We start from the raw sequence: 16,542 nt of genomic DNA on the forward strand, positions 1-16,542 counted from the left end.
CAAATATTCATAAATTATGAAGAAATTAGCAATTGCCATGATGTTGGGTATCGCCGCAGTATCGGCTTCCGCCCAAGTGAATTACAAGATGCAGGTTGCTTGCAACCCGCAAGATGTTAAGACGTACGACACCAACCGTCTGCGTAGCAGCTTTCTGATGGAGAAAGTAATGGCTCCGGATGAAATCAACCTGACCTACTCTATGTACGACCGCCTCATCTTCGGTGGTGCAGTGCCCGCAACCAAAGAATTGGTACTCGAAACCATCGACCCGCTGAAGGCTTCCTACTTCCTGGAAAGAAGAGAGCTCGGTGTTATTAATATAGGTGGCGAAGGTATCGTTACCGTAGACGGCAAAGAATACACACTGAAGTTTAAAGAAGCTCTGTACGTAGGAAGAGGTAACCAGAAAGTTACTTTCAAAAGCAAAGATGCTTCTCAACCTGCCAAATTCTACATCAACTCGGCAACCGCCCACAAGGCATACAAAACTCAGTTGATAACCATCGACGGCCGCAAGGGTTCTCTGAAAGCCAACTCCTTCCCCGCCGGTAAGATGGAAGAAAGCAACGACCGCGTCATCAACCAGCTGATTGTAAACAACGTACTGGAAGAAGGACCTTGCCAATTGCAGATGGGCTTGACAGAATTGAAACCGGGTAGCGTATGGAACACTATGCCGGCCCACACTCACAGCCGTCGTGTTGAAGCTTACTTCTACTTCAATGTTCCCGAAGGCAACTCCATCAGCCACTTCATGGGCGAACCTCAGGAAGAGCGCATCGTATGGATGCAGAACGAACAGGCTATCATGTCACCCGAATGGTCCATCCACGCAGCAGCCGGAACCAGCAACTACATGTTTATCTGGGGTATGGCAGGCGAAAACCTTGACTATGGCGATATGGACAAAATCAAATACACAGAGATGCGATAACCCCCATCAACACAAAACAGGCATGGATTGTTCAAATCCATGCCTGTTTTTGTCATTTTCTACATGATTTCTACCAATTATTACACCTTTATCAGCACACAAAGCCTTACATTTGCAACAAAATACTAAATCTATTATCATGAGTACATTTCAAAATGCAATGGGTAAAATGACCAATTACCGTTGGACCATTTGCGCCATGTTATTTTTCGCTACAACAGTAAATTACCTCGACCGCCAGGTCCTTTCCCTTACGTGGAAAGACTTTATCGCTCCCGAATTCCACTGGACTGATAATGATTACGGTACAATCACTTCCATCTTCTCTATTATTTATGCATTCAGCATGTTGTTTGCCGGACGCTTCATCGACTGGATGGGAACAAAGAAAGGGTATTTGTGGGCTATCGGCATCTGGTCGCTGGGCGCCTGCCTCCATGCATTCTGCGGATATGCCACAGAGTTATGGGTAGGATTGGACAGTTCCGACGCTTTGATTGCCGTAGAAACCGGTTCGGCCATGGCACTTACCATCGCCACGGTCAGTGTTTATTTCTTCATCGCCGCCCGTTTTGTACTGGCACTGGGTGAAGCCGGTAACTTCCCGGCAGCCATCAAGGTTACTGCCGAGTACTTTCCGAAGAAAGACCGTGCCTATGCAACCAGTATCTTCAATGCCGGTGCTACGGTAGGTGCACTTGCTGCTCCGATCACCATTCCTTTGCTTGCCAGATACTTCAAGGAGATCGGCGTTGGCAACGGTTGGGAAATGGCATTCATCGTTATCGGTGCACTCGGCTTCATCTGGATGGGATTATGGATTTTCCTGTATACCGAACCCAGCAAGAGCAAACATGTGAACAAGGCCGAACTGGAATATATAGAACAAGATAAGAACGAAGAAGGCACAACCATCATCGAAGAAGGCAAGGAAGAAAAGAAAATGAGCTTCTTGCAAAGCTTCTGCTACAAACAGACATGGGCTTTTGTATGCGGCAAGTTTATGACGGACGGTGTATGGTGGTTCTTCCTCTTCTGGACTCCGGCTTATATCAGTGACGTATACGGATTCTCTTCCGACAGTCCGACAGCCATGCTGCTTATCTTCGTGCTTTACGCCATCACCATGCTGTCTATATACGGTGGTAAATTGCCGACTATCATTATCAATAAAACCGGTATGAACCCGTACGCAGCACGTATGCGCGCCATGTTGATATTCGCTTTCTTCCCGTTGCTGGCACTGTTTGCACAGCCTTTGGGCAATTACTCTTATTGGTTCCCGGTTATCATCATCGGTATTGCCGGTGCCGCACACCAAGCCTGGTCGGCCAACATCTTCTCTACGGTAGGCGATATGTTCCCGAAGACGGCAATTGCAACAATTACGGGTATCGGCGGTATGGCAGGCGGTGTAGGTTCTTTCCTTATTAATAAGGGTTCCGGTATGCTGTTTACTTATGCAGCAGGTACTACCATGGCCGACGGGACAGAGGTGGAAATGACCAAAGACCTGTTGCAACAAGGAGCACAATACGTGCGTCCGGCTATGGAATTCATGGGATTCACCGGTAAACCTGCCGGTTACTTCATCATCTTCTGTATCTGTGCAGTAGCTTATCTGCTCGGCTGGATTATAATGAAGGCATTGGTTCCGAAATACAAGCCTATTGTTTTGGATTGATAAAAAGAAAAGAGATAGCTTCCGGCTATCTCCTTTCATTCAGCATTCTCCCCGCCGGGCATTAGCGCCCCGGCGGGGAGTTTGTTTTATATTATTGCTTAGTCCTCAAAAGGATAGTGCACTCCCCACTCCCGACGCAGACCGTCCATGATGCGCATAATGCGCAATGTTTCGGCATGCGGCATATAAGGAGATTCCAGCCATCCGTTTCTCAGTGCCTCGATAGAAGCATACACCTGATATTCATATCCGGTAATCTGCGGCGGACAATTGTAGACGGCAATGGTTTTATAATCTTCCGTCACCACCGTAACCCGCTGCGGATTATTGATGTTTTCTACAATCAGATGCCCTTTGTCACCGGAGATAATGCCTTGCCGGTCGGTCACGCTCAACATGGTACTATGAAGCACAGCCATTTTTCCGTCATCAAATACCAGGGTGATGCTGTTCTGTGCATCCACGCCGGTATCGGTCTTTACACAAGTTGAAGCAATTCGTTCTACACCCGTACCGAAGACCATAGAGGCAAAGTTAAGGGTATAGACTCCCAAATCGAGGAGCGCACCACCGGCCAATGCCGGCTGAATGAGCCGCTCGCGATCACTGATAGAATAACCCAAGTTGGCAGACAGCGTCATAGGACGCCCGATGACACCGTCGGCAATAAGTTTGTTGATGGTTTGGGATAGCGGCATATAGCGTGTCCAGATGGCTTCGGTGATGAAGACTTTCTTTTCTTTGGCAAGGTTCAGCAATTCTTCTGCCTGGCGGGCGTTGGCAGTGAATGCCTTTTCGCACAGCACCGGCTTCCCTTTGAGCAGACACATACGAGCATGTTCAAGGTGATGCGAATGAGGAGTAGCGATGTAAACCAACTGTACCTGCTCATCATCGAGCATTTCTTCATACGAACCGTAAGCGCGGGTAAAGCCCCAACGGTCGGCAAAATCACGGGCAGACTGCAGACTGCGGGAAGCAATGGCATAGGCTTCTACGCCCGTCATACCCTTGAGGGTAAGCGCCATTTGTCCGGCAATCCCTCCGGCACCGATAATACCAATTCTGATTTTTTCCATTTTGTTTATTCTTTTCTGTTTATTATGAGGAATGTCTGTCGATAGTATAACAAAAAAGCTCTTTCTCACGAAAAAGCTTTTCTTTGTTCTATTGCGGTCAAAAACAAAAAGCCGCAAAGCACTCAATTTAAGATGAAAAAAAGGGAAGTCTCACGACTTCCACAATTCTTCTAACCTTAAATCTAAATCTCTATGAAAAAAACGTGCCACAAAGATAGCGCTTTATCGCATACGACGTTATTAATAAATTCTATAAAGACGTAGAAAAGACTTAAGATTTGCTAAATACAGAGAGAAGAGATTCTACGCCACTACCGTTCCTCTGAATGACAGTTACTCCGTAGCTCTCAACAGTTCGGCATAGATAGGATTCAGTTTCAGCAGTTGCGGCACACCTATCAGGAACATCTGCTTGCGGGCACGTGTAAGGGCCACATTCAGCTTCCGGTCTATCTGCACACCGTTTTCCTCCGTCAGATTGGCAAGAAACCTCAACTGATAGGCACGGTTCACACAGAAGGAGTAGATAATAACATCCCGTTCGCTACCCTGAAAGCGCTCTACCGTATCTACCAGAATATCATTCAGGACAGCAATGCCCAAAGCTGCTATTTCTTTTTTAATCAAAGCTATCTGGCTGCGATAAGGAGTGATGATACCCAAAGTCAATAACGGATCGAATCCCGAAACAGCCGAATACTGCCGATAAACAACCTCTGCCAGCCGGGCGGCAAGCAATGCTTCCGAATGATTCATCTTTGCAGACTGCACCGGAGGTTCGGGAACAGAAGGCAGGAAGGCGACACGACGCGTCAGCAGATGGGCAAACTCGCAATCGGTCAATTCCGAAGAAAGAGAAAGCTCCCCTTGCTGGTGAGGCAATCCTACAGGTTCCAAAAGCCCGCCATAAAAAGCACGGTTGGGAAACAACGCCACCTCTACATTCATACGACCTTGACGGCACAACATATCAGAACAATGACTCGCAATTAATGAAGCCTGACCGGTTGATGAAGCAGAGATATTGCGGTAAAGGCGCTCGAAAAGCGAGTCTTTCAAATTGTATAAACCGATGGCATGCAATGCTTCATCGCATACCGCCGACTGCTCGGAAGATTGCAAAACAACCGCAGGCAACTGTTTGTGGTCGCCTATCAGAATGAACTTGCCGATGGCGTCTCCGCCGGCAGGATTGCGGGTGCATAGCAATCCAAGCAATTGAGGTTCAAGTATCTGGGTAGCTTCGTCCACAATGGCAACATCGAATGTCTTCAGGCGGAAAAGCTCTGTTTTGGAAGAAAGCGTAGCCACTGTTCCTACAAACACGCGGCAGCGGGCAATACGCTCCTGCACCTCACGCCGGGTGGAACAGGGCTCCAACACATTCTCTATCAGATGGGAACGATAAGCCTCATCGCAAGCCAATTCACTGCCGATACGGATGAAATCTACTTCCGGCACAATGGCAGAAAGTGCTTTGCTGATTTCATCTACAGCACGATTGGTATAAGAAAGCAGTAAGATCTGCTTGCCTTCCTGATAAAAGGCTTCCACCATGCCACGCAGGGCACGGGAAGTCTTGCCGGTACCCGGAGGACCGATAAGCAGGAAATAGTCACGGGCGGCACGGGCTTTCAGAGTGATTCGGGAGAAATCATCCGTGGCAGCGGCAATAGAAGCATCAAAGGAAGCATCGAATTCGGGAGTACGCTGCCCCAACAACAAGTCGCGCCGGCTCTTCGTGGCCGACAAGAAAGCGGCAAGCCCCAGATACATCCCCCGGAAGGAAGTATCCATATAGTCGTGCTCGATGGCATAACGGCTATCAGCAGGCAAGACACCGGCATTCTGCTGGGTGGCACGCAGTCGGAGGCAGACTTCATCATCGGAAATACGTTCTATATTCCCCTTGAACACCATCTTGTTGGTGACATTATCGGCATCTGAATTCCGTTCGTATAGTACAACAGCATCGCCCTGGCGGAAATTAGGAGGAACAGACTCCTGCCCGGAGAGAGAAGAGGCTTTACGCGAAGTTGCCAACGACAGATAGGGCTTGTGCGCATCTGCCGCATGATTCTCTTGTATCACCAGATCGAACAGTATCTCCCCCGCCTCACATTTCTCCGCCAGCGTGGAGAGCCACAATGCAGCAGCACCGGCACGTCCCTCATATTCAATATCGCCCGACTTGGAGGTATAGAGCTCTTTGGTTATAAAGTTGTAGAGCGTATAGAAGTAGCTTTGCTCCAAAGGAGACAACGAACCGATCCGTTGCGCCACCGCATCTATGGACGGATAGAGATAACGCTTCCACAACGTATTATCCAGGCAACGTTCGTTCAGCGTATCAGGATTAATATCTTTCAAGCGTTCAGCGGTATACTGCGGACTGTTCCGCAACTGGATGCCATATTCGGTAGCTACAATCCGGTTGCGCACATCCATCACCCGCCGCACCATGGCCCACGAAGGACGGGCGGGATAAAGCAACGGATAGCGGGTATAGAGCAAATAGGCTTTTACACGCCGATGGTCCATACCCATGGAATACTCCAGCACGGCCTGATAAAGCAACATCTGCACCTTATTATTCTCTTTAGGCTCCACCTTGCCACGGATAGAGTACTCGTCCGCCTTGCCGGATTTCATCTCTATAAACGAGGACATATCCCGCTGCATATAATCCAGACGCCCCTGCAAGCCCAATGCCTCACAGATATAAGTAGGTTCCAGCACGGCATCCGTCCTGTCCAGTTCGTAGCCCGATGCGCGGAAAGTTTCCGTCACCGTCCGGCGGATGTTCTCGAAGTGCCGCTTACAATCGGAAAAGAATTCCATTTCTTTTTCCCGGTCGCGCAAATCAGAGCAGGCAGCCAGTTCGATGGGGTAAGAGCGGAACGCTTTCTTCATGCACGCCACGTAGTCGGGCGCTTCTTTGGCATGAATCCATTCGTCCAGAAAGAGGTTGGCGATATTACCCAGCAACAGCGGGCGGGTATTGTCGGGAGATTGCAGGCGTGCCAGCATATAGTTGGCCGGATGATGCCCGTAATCCTTGAAGCACTCCGCCAGCGAACTGATATCTATCAGATAATCAGGTTCCAGTATTATAAAAGAAGGGGTAAGGATTCCGGCTTCATCAACGGCAACATCCAGCAGATTGACCTGCGCATGCCGCCACAAAAGCTGACAGGTTTCTGTAAACTCTTCATTTATCTGCGGCACATTATACCGGACCCGCAGCGGTTCATCCGCCACCGTATCTACAGGCAATACATACAGATAAGTTTCATCGGCATACTGAAAGCAGACACGCATGCGCCGTACACGCTCCCTGGCAGGAGGCGCCACAATGTAAGTAGCATCCGCACGGGGCAGCAGGCGGTAAAGTTCGTCAGGTATATCTTCCCCCATCAGCCGTTTGACGAAGAAAGCCAGCGTCTTGGCATCGCGCAACAACTGTTCGCGTTGCGGTTCCGACTGGCGGTTCAGAATGGCATTGGAAGTCAACCGGAAGGTATGCAAGCGGTTCTGCTCTACAATAGAAAGGCCCACTTTGGATGCCACGAAGTTAATCCGTGCGGAAAGGTCGGTCATCTGCAAACTGCTGTCCGAGATTTGTGTACGGCACAATCGCTCCAACAACTCACGCAGCTGCCGGTATGCAATCTCCAGAGGGATGTCTGCTCCGCGACAAGCCCCCAGCAATATGTCAAAGTATTCTTTTACTTCACGATTCATCATTCTTCCGTCTCCGCTTCTTCCGCATCATCATCAGTCTTTTTATCCTTTATCATAAGGATACTCAACTCATAGAGCATGTAAAGCGGGACAGCCACTACCGTCAGCGTGAACGGGTCGCCGGTAGGCGTAATAACAGCAGCTGCAATCACAATGATAACAATGGCATGACGACGGTATTTTCGCAAGAAAGTCTTGTGCACCAATCCCAGCAGGGAAAGCAGCCACGTCACCAGTGGCAACTCGAATGCCAGTCCCATGCAGAGTACCAGCATCATAAAGTTATCTATATAGGAATTCAAGGAAATCTGGTTCTCGACCGCTGCGCTTAATTCATAAGTAGAGAGGAAGCGCAACGTCAGCGGATAGACCATAAAGTAACCCAACAATACGCCGATGAAAAACATCACCGTACCGATCCCCAGCGCTTTCTTCACTCCCTTGCGCTCATTGGGATAGAGCGCGGGGCTGATGAACCGCCAAACTTCATAGAAGATGTAAGGTGCAGCCGTCACCACAGACATCCAGAAAGCAGTGGACATGTGTACAAAGAACGGTGCGGCCAGATTGATATTGATAAGCTTTACATGAAACTCCTGGGTGAAGAATTCATCGTGCAAGTCGAACGTCTGTCCGATATAACGCAACACATCATAAAAGATAAAGTCATTATGGCAAGGAGCCAATATCACCCGATCGAACAGATAGGGCATGGCAATAAAATAACCTACAGCCAACACAAACCACACGCCGATAATGCGAAACAGCACCCGGCGCAATTCATCCAGATGATCCCAGAAAGTTAATTCTTTTTCAGCCACTTTATTTCACTTCGCTTTCTGCCGGTTTATCCAGGTCTTCTTTGGCTTTGTTGATTTCTTCTTTGGCTTCGTTTACTCCATCTTTGAAGCTCTTCACTCCTTTACCCAAACCTTTCATCAGTTCAGGAATTTTCTTACCACCAAACAACAGTAAAATAACCAACGCGATGATAATCCATTCGGAACCGCTGGGCAGGAAACCTAATAAAAGTAAGTTTGTCATAGTCATATCGGATTAATTTGATGCAAATATAGAAATTTTTAATGATTGGTGATGAGTGATTAGTCATTTATTCACCAATCACTCATTTTCAATCTTGATAATACACCCTCTTCACTCGCGTGGAAACACTGGTCAGCACTTCGTAAGGAATGGTTCCGAGTACATCGGACAAAACCGTTATAGGCAGATGATCGCCGAAGATTTCAACGGTATCCCCTTCCTTGCAGTCGATGTCGGTAACGTCGATCATGCAGACATCCATGCAGATATTGCCCACATAAGGAGCTTTCTGCCCGTTTACCAGACAATAGGCATGCCCGTTGCCCAGGTGGCGGTTCAAACCGTCGGCATAACCGATAGGTATGGCGGCAATGCGCGAAGGACGCACCAGATGCCCCTTACGGCTATATCCCACCGTATCTTCTTCGGGCACATCGCGTATCTGAAGAATGGTAGTCCGCAACGTACTGACGTTGTTCATAATGGAATTGTCAATCGGGCTGACCCCATACAGGCCGATACCCAGACGAACCATATCGAACTGAGCCCCGGGGAAGCGTTCGATTCCGGCAGAGTTGCAGATATGGCGGAGTATCTTATGCGGGAAAGCTTCCTGCAACTCCCCGGATGCTTTTTCAAACGTCTCTATCTGCCGACGGGTAAAGGCATCGAACTGCGCCGCGTCACTTCCCACAAAATGAGAAAACACGGAACGGGCTATGACGGCATTCTGTCCTTTCAGCCGTTCTATCAGCTGCGGCATGTCTTCTGCCGCAAATCCCAGACGGTGCATGCCCGTATCCAGTTTTATGTGTATCGGGAAGTTTGTGATGCCTTCTTTTTCGGCTTCCTTGATAAGGGCATCGAGCAGATGGAAACTGTAGACTTCAGGTTCCAGTTTGTAGTCGAACATCGTCTTGAACGCCGTCATTTCGGGGTTCATGATGACGATGCTTGCGGTAATTCCCGCCTTGCGAAGCTCCGAACCTTCGTCGGCAACGGCAACAGCGAGGTAATCGACATGATGCTCCTGAAGGGTTTTGGCAATCTCGTAAGAGCCGGCACCGTAAGCAGAGGCTTTCACCATACACATCATCTTGGTTTCGGGTTTCAGCTTGCTGCGATAGTAGTTCAGATTGGCTATCATCGCTCCAAGATTGACTTCCAGTATGGTTTCATGCACTTTCTTTTCCAATACTTCCGTCAAGGCATCGAAACCAAACTTACGGGCACCCTTAATCAGGATTATTTCATTTTCAAGGCGAAGTTCTCCCCGCTCGATGGCATGTATCAAAGCATCGGTATTGGGGTAGAATGACTTTTCGATGTTGAAGCGGGCAGCGCAAGAAGAGATCTCGTTTCCTACTCCGATGATGCGTTCGATGCCGCGGCTGTTCACCAACTGCGCCACCTGGCGGTAAAGGGCGGGTGTATTCTGTCCCGTTTCCAGGATATCGGAGAGTATCAGCGTCCGCTTCAGACCATTAGAAAGAGAACGGCGATACAGGAAGTTGAGCGCTATATCCAGCGAACCGAGGTCGGAATTATAGCTGTCGTTTATCAGCAGGCAGTTATTCTTTCCTTCTTTCACTTCCAGACGCATGGCTACGGGTTCCAGTTTTGCCATGCGTTCCGTTATCACTTCGGCAGGAAGCATCAGATAGAGGCAGGCAGCCAGGCAGTTCAGCGAGTTTTCGATAGAAGCATCGTCGATGAAAGGCAACGTGAATGTATTGTCCATATCCAGATAGCGGTAAGAGATGACGGTGCATTCGTCTTTCTTCTCCACCTTACTTATAAATAGCGGACGTTCCATATCCTTCCGGCTCCACGCAATCTCACGTGCAGAAAGCATAGACTTCGACACGCAGTGGCTGATAAATTCATCGTCGCCGTTGTAAATCACCACATCGCAGTTCTTGAACAACATAAGCTTCTCCATACACTTCTCTTGCAACGAGAAGAAATTCTCCTGATGGGCACCACCAATGTTGGTCAGGATGCCGATGGTGGGCTGGATGATATTTTGCAAGGCACGCATCTCTCCTGGTTCCGAGATGCCGGCTTCGAAGATGGCGAGCTCGGACTGCTCGCTCATCTGCCACACCGACAGAGGTACGCCTATCTGTGAATTATAGCTGCGCGGCGAGCGTACAATGGCACGTTCGGGACTGAGCAACTGGTGCAGCCATTCCTTTACGATGGTTTTTCCATTACTACCCGTGATGCCGATGACGGGAATCTGAAACTGGCTCCGATGTTGTTCGGCAAGCTTCTGCAAGGCCTTCAACGGATTGGGAACTATGAGTAAGTTGATAGTTGATAGTTGGTAATTGATAATGGACTGTGCGGCGTCTTTGCTCACTACGAAGTTGCGTACACCGCGAGCATAGAGGTCGGCAATATAGTGTGCACCGTCGTTCCGCTTGGTAGTCAGAGCGAAGAACAATGTTTCTTCGGGGAAACTCAGGGAACGGCTGTCGGTGAGCAGCCAGTCGATGGTAGCCGGCGTGTCCCCTACACGTCGTGCGCCAATGGTTTCGGTTATGGTTTCAATCGAGTATGGCATATTTCTCTTTCTTTTTGGAAGTCTAAGGTCGGGTATTTTCCGTTAAGTTGGTCTATTTTTAACACAATTTGTTCTAAAAAACGCTTATACTCCTCAGAGTCCGGATGAAAAGGCTTATGAGATAGTGCTTTACGGATATTTTCACTTTCCTCCATAATCTGTAACGCCTCCTTGGAGATGCAAGTCTGCACAAATCGCTCCCACACATAGCGGACGGCTACCTCGGAAGGGTGAACCATATCTTCGGCATAAAAACGATAATCGCGCAGTTCGTCCATCAGCAGTTCATAGGCGGGGAAATAGAAAACATGTCCTGGGAAGGCTGCTTTCAGTTGCTCGATGGCCAGCAGTAAAGTGGCTTTGCTCAGGCTGTTAGCATGCATTCCATCGCGTACATGGCGGATGGGGCTGACGGTAAATATCACTTTCAACTGCGGATTCAGCGCCAGCAAGCCGGATAGCAGGGAGGTGTAATCAAGTATTACCTCGTTCACGGAAAGCATTCGGCGGGTAAAGCAGGATTCGGGCTGTTTATGACAGTTGGCAACGATTCGTCCCGTCGCTTTGCTTTCATAAACCCATGCTGTGCCGAAGGTTAGCAACAGGTAGTCCAGCCGGGAAATATCTTTGTGTGCCTCCTGCAATCGTCTGTTGATATGTTCCAGAGATTCTTCCATATCAGAAGAAGAAAAATCGCCATGATGCATCGGACTGTGCCAAAGCTCCCGGAAGAAGAAAAGACTGTCTGCATCGTATCTCTTCCCGACGACGATTTCGCGCAAAGCGGCGGAAATGGAAAGCGGATTATAAAGTACACCATAAGGATTGAGATTACAACGAAACTTGGCGTCGGTCAGTCTTGCCCCGATATTATTGGCAAAGCAAGAGCCGAGAAGCATCAGTTTATCCGCATGCGACAGACGAGGCAAGTCAGCAGGCAGTTCAACAGGGGTATAGAAGTTCATAAATGTTTGTATTATTATACCATAAAAACAATAAAGTAGCCATCCATCGCACTTAACTCAAATAAAAGTTGAACACGTTTTTACCCTCATACCCTCATAAAATCGCTGCATCCCTTTATTCATCGGCATTTGGAGTATGAGAGTAACCCTGGTAGTAACTATGAGAGTAAGCTGTTGCTCTCATAGTCTAAGCAGTTGCCCTCATAGTTATAGACAGTTTCCATAGGTAGGGAACGCTCGTTTCCTACCTATGGAAACTCCGGTTTCTTCTAATGGGAACGCCCGTTTCTTCTAATGGGAACGCCCGTTTCTTCTAATGGGAACGCTCGTTTCCTCTTATGGGAACGGTCGTTTCTGCTTATGGAAACGGTATTTGCATATTGTCTCTTATATTTTTCATCATTGTTCTTGTTCTTTTGCGTTCATACTTCCACGAGGTGAAACAAAAGTAGTCTATTCTGACGAAAAGAACAAAAGAAGGGAAAGCTTTCTTGCCAATCTTATAATGGGAATAAAAAAAATAGAGGCTGACGATAACCGCCAGCCCCTACTACAACTGTATCAATTCTATTAATTTAACCAATCAACGGCAGTATTTCCTACCCACTCTCTGAACTTCGGATACTTTTCATCAATAGCTTGACGCTCTTCTGTCCACTCATAGGTTGTCGGTACACAAATCATTTGCGGAGCTTCTCCACAATTAGCTTTCAAATAGTATTCTCCGGCAGCAGTGTTTTCTACTAAAATACGAACATCACTTATAGCGTTGCACTTCGGAAGTCTGAATATCACAACTTCCTTTTTCTCTGTATCAAGACCGGTATTTACCATTGTTGATGTAGGAACACCAAAAAGCTTATGAACCTCATGTTCATGATTACCAATGTACAAAGGCAATGTGCCACCAGCAGCTCGCAGAGTAATGACCGTTGCATCAGATAACAATGCAACATCGAATACGACATCGTTAAAGTCGAAGTCATCGCTCGCTCCAAGGTCTTCTGCAATAATTCTTTGAGCGTTTTTATAGGTAGCAGGACATATCTTAACGATCCAGTCATTATAATAGCCGTCAGCAGCTTCTTGCTGATTAGAGTTTCCTCCAGTGGCTTCAAAGTCGAATCCTACATAATAGCTTCCATTAATATATTGAACAGTATACTTATAATGATTCTTACTATCCAAACTATTAAGATAACCAAATGAAGATGTTCCACTATTTTGCATCAACATTATACTACCATCACTGGCATTAAAATTATAGATATGATCATCAGTACCATTCTCAAGCACTGCAATCAAATGATCCATATTAGAATGCGCACTGCTTACATGCTGAACAAAAAAGTCCGACCAGTTAACGCTGGTAGTAGACTCAGGATTCTGATGTGTATTAAACCACTCAGTTACCGCATCTTTTTCTGCAGCCGTAATATCGCCGGGAACAACCACATAGTTACTCCATTCATTACTATTAGGGTTAGTTCCACGCGTAGTCGGCTTTTCACCAAAGCCCCAATCCTGATCCGCTGCAATTTCTCCATATTGCTTCACAAAAGCTACGGTGTATTGAGCTTCTTTACGCAATGCAGCCTTTTCAGGATCGAACAGATCATCATTCGAGCTACAAGATGCAAATATCACTGCACCAATAGCCAAGATTCCCAAATTAAACTTCCATCTCATAATCTTTATTATAAAGGTTAATAATCACAATAAAATTCCGCATAAAATACACGAGTACAACAATGTTCCATATTTCATATTGCAAAGATAGACAACTCTATGCAAATAACAAGCAAAATAGAAGAAAAGTTGCAATATATATCATATAAAAGTTGTATTTATTACGCAATCATTAAACAGATATTCACTTTATACAAACAATTAATATCTAATTATCAATACATTAAGAATAATCATATTATTTACATCAAGTAATAAACGATTTCACCTAAAGCCTTAGACAAAAATAGTACATTTTTCATATTCACCCATAAACCATTCGAGCACAAAATCCCTGCAAACAGCTTACACAAATACCCGTCGCCCACACCTATGCCGAAGAACACAGATATTTATTTAAAATAGCAACTAAAATATTGTATTTTTTAAAATAAATCCAGTATCTTTGTTGCATATAATATTCATAAAAACTTGTTATATCATCATATAACGCAACATTTTACTAAAAAGTAAGAGAGAACATGAAAAGTAAGAGAATGAGTTTTTCCAACATTTTCCCGATGTTGGCATTGGGAGTAATTTTTATTCTTTCGGGATGTGAGGAAAACAAGGATCTTTACAATCCTGATCGAGTACAGGAGGAAGCCAGAAAGAATTTCCCCGTAAAAGACATTGATCCCAATCAGACTTGGGAAACAAGCACTGTTTGTAACGCCACAGTATCAGTTAATGAGACTGCAGGAGAAGTTTATACGATTAAGGTTTATACATCAAATCCTTACAATAAGGATGAAGAAGCATTTTTGCTTGCCAAAACGACTGTGGCAGATGGAGAGACTGTGAATTTTAAATTTGATATTCCAACAGCATTGCAATATGTACATGTGATGAGGGTGAACAGTAGAGGATATAGTTCAGCGAAACCGGTAGCAGTGGAAAACAAAACTATAAAAGCTACATTCGGAGGACAAAATATAACAACAAGAAGTAACACAACAACCCTTAGTTCTTCTGTCGTAAATTTCAAAGCACCAGACACAAATGATACAAAAATCTTTCCGACAGAAGAATCTATTAAATCATTAGGTCTCACAAAGAGCGACGGACAAATTGGCGCAGCCGGCAATTATGAAATCACCTCCACAGTAAATAAGATAAATAACTGGGGAAGTGGTGCAAATATATATATTACAGAGAACGTTACTTTGACTCTTGAGTACATTGCGCCTAATTCTCATTTATACATACTTCCTGGAGTAAATGTGACTATAACAGGAGGCTATGCCTTAACACAGTCAGGAAACCTTATTAGTATAGGCCCCAAGGCAACACTTACCAGTACAGGAAAAATACAAATTCAGGCAACTCTTTATAATTTAGGCACTCTTGACTTAGCAAATAATGAATTAGAGACTTCAACAAACGGCTATCTTTACAGTTTAGGTTCTATTAAAGCAGGTAATATAAATATAACAAATTCAACCTTCATTAATGAAGGAGAATTATCAGCTGCTTATTTCGAGGAACAAGGAGGAGGAATCTTCTATAATAGTGGAAATGTGAACATTTCAGGAGAAGCTCTTTTAGGCGCAGAATATCAAGAATGGGAAAACCAAAATTACTTTGAAACCGCCGGCAATATGACAATCCTGGCAAAGAGCAATAAGATCCTTAACAGCTGCAAACTAATCATTGGTGGCGAATTTAAAATTACAATCGCCCAAGATAATGAGCAGAACTATTTCGCAATGAATGGTGGTTCTTATGTAGAATGTCAAGACTTGTACTTAAATCAAGCCAGAATATATATGGGAGAAAAATCATACTTCAAAGTCAAAGGCACAGCTACATACGAGCATAACCCTGGAGGTTTCTATAATAATAATGGGGATTATGCATTAATACAGATTGACAGAGCCGTTGCTAAATATCCCGGAAATGCCAATGCAATAGGTTACCATGGGAAATTATACCTTGCATCCGATCATCATTTTTTAGACTCTGTGGATGGTACCGCCGGACATTGCATAAATAAGGATACAAGTGTAATGGACGCTGGTTTCAACAATGCCGACATCACAATCCCCTCTTCCGAATGTAACCCCGGCTACAACTCAAAGCCTGACGGCGGTGGTAGCGACAAAGTTCAAACTTACGCCTACGCTTTCGAAGACATGGAGAAAAACGCAGGAGACTATGACTTCAATGATGTTGTATTATATGTTACCGTACCTTATGATAAAAATGGAGAAAAAGTAATAGATGTAACTTTAAAAGCAGCCGGAGCAAGCAAACAATTATCTGTATCTTTCAATGACGGAACAAAAGAACGACTTATATTTGAAGACGTGCATGCAGCTTTGGGAGTACCAACAGGTACAATTGCAAACACAGGTGAAGCAACAGGAACTCCCAAAACAGAGACTGTTACCGTTAGCAGTAATTTCAATTTAACAGATAATGGCGACTTCTACATTTCCGATGGAAAGGAAAGAAAAGTACACATTCCAAAATTCACAAGCGATTTCCAACCGGGAAATGTTCCTTATGCCATCCGTATAGCAAGTGGAGCTTGGAAATGGCCGGAAGAAAGGATCAGCATTGAACAAGCATATTCAGGCTTTGCAGAATGGGCAAAAGATGCTACTGCTGAACCTGATTGGTACAATAATCCTACAAGTGAGAGTGTAATGAGTAATTAAGCATCCAGCAGCCTCAAACATATCACCTATCATTAGCTTCATTCAAAACATATTTTGACTTCAAGCTAACGTATAATCAAGAGAAGAGCGAAAAATCTACTTTCCCCTATATATTTAGAAAGTAGATTT

10 protein-coding genes are annotated in these 16,542 nt (G+C 45.7%); 3 read left to right on the forward strand and 7 right to left on the reverse strand.

The annotated features are described in order from the left end of the window. Window positions 1–16: 16 nt before the first annotated feature. Complete coding sequence (gene kduI, locus AAE250_RS09980) at window positions 17–937, forward strand: 5-dehydro-4-deoxy-D-glucuronate isomerase (protein WP_294598044.1); 921 nt, start codon at window positions 17–19, stop codon at window positions 935–937. 139 nt (window positions 938–1,076) lie between these two features. Beyond that, window positions 1,077–2,621, forward strand: coding sequence for an MFS transporter (locus tag AAE250_RS09985; RefSeq protein ID WP_294598046.1), 1,545 nt, complete (start codon window positions 1,077–1,079; stop codon window positions 2,619–2,621). A gap of 98 nt (window positions 2,622–2,719) precedes the next feature. Here the strand turns inward: AAE250_RS09985 and AAE250_RS09990 are convergent, their stop codons facing one another. The 7 genes from AAE250_RS09990 to AAE250_RS10020 all read right to left on the reverse strand — a co-directional run bounded on the left by AAE250_RS09990 (window position 2,720) and on the right by AAE250_RS10020 (window position 13,711). Further along, on the reverse strand, window positions 2,720–3,700 hold the full coding sequence (locus AAE250_RS09990) for a Gfo/Idh/MocA family protein (RefSeq protein WP_294598048.1): 981 nt from the start codon (window positions 3,698–3,700) through the stop codon (window positions 2,720–2,722). A gap of 333 nt (window positions 3,701–4,033) precedes the next feature. Then, window positions 4,034–7,444 carry a DEAD/DEAH box helicase gene (locus AAE250_RS09995; protein WP_294598137.1) on the reverse strand — a complete coding sequence of 1,137 codons (3,411 nt, stop codon included), beginning with the start codon at window positions 7,442–7,444 and terminating at the stop codon, window positions 4,034–4,036. Then, entirely contained in the window at window positions 7,444–8,265 is an 822-nt protein-coding gene (tatC, locus tag AAE250_RS10000; protein ID WP_294598051.1) for a twin-arginine translocase subunit TatC, read from the reverse strand. Before tatC ends, AAE250_RS09995 begins: the two co-directional genes overlap by 1 nt. Window position 8,266: 1 nt before the next feature. Further along, on the reverse strand, window positions 8,267–8,488 hold the full coding sequence (locus tag AAE250_RS10005; protein ID WP_294598054.1) for a Sec-independent protein translocase subunit TatA/TatB: 222 nt from the start codon (window positions 8,486–8,488) through the stop codon (window positions 8,267–8,269). Window positions 8,489–8,576: 88 nt separating this feature from the next. Further along, the gene (locus tag AAE250_RS10010) at window positions 8,577–11,057 is read right to left on the reverse strand and encodes a bifunctional UDP-N-acetylmuramoyl-tripeptide:D-alanyl-D-alanine ligase/alanine racemase (protein ID WP_294598058.1); all 2,481 of its coding nucleotides are present in this window, start codon (window positions 11,055–11,057) and stop codon (window positions 8,577–8,579) included. Continuing rightward, window positions 11,033–12,022: a GSCFA domain-containing protein gene (locus AAE250_RS10015; RefSeq protein WP_294598061.1), complete on the reverse strand. Its 990-nt coding sequence runs from the start codon at window positions 12,020–12,022 to the stop codon at window positions 11,033–11,035. The genes AAE250_RS10010 and AAE250_RS10015 overlap by 25 nt, the downstream gene beginning before the upstream one ends. Window positions 12,023–12,592: 570 nt before the next feature. Beyond that, window positions 12,593–13,711: a hypothetical protein gene (locus tag AAE250_RS10020; protein ID WP_294598063.1), complete on the reverse strand. Its 1,119-nt coding sequence runs from the start codon at window positions 13,709–13,711 to the stop codon at window positions 12,593–12,595. A gap of 521 nt (window positions 13,712–14,232) precedes the next feature. On the opposite strand from AAE250_RS10020, the gene AAE250_RS10025 reads away from it, so the two are divergent. After that, on the forward strand, window positions 14,233–16,413 hold the full coding sequence (locus tag AAE250_RS10025; protein ID WP_294598066.1) for a DUF4842 domain-containing protein: 2,181 nt from the start codon (window positions 14,233–14,235) through the stop codon (window positions 16,411–16,413). Window positions 16,414–16,542 lie beyond the last annotated feature (129 nt).

It is taken from the genome of Bacteroides sp. GD17 (assembly GCF_038448625.1).
Lineage (GTDB): Bacteria > Bacteroidota > Bacteroidia > Bacteroidales > Bacteroidaceae > Bacteroides.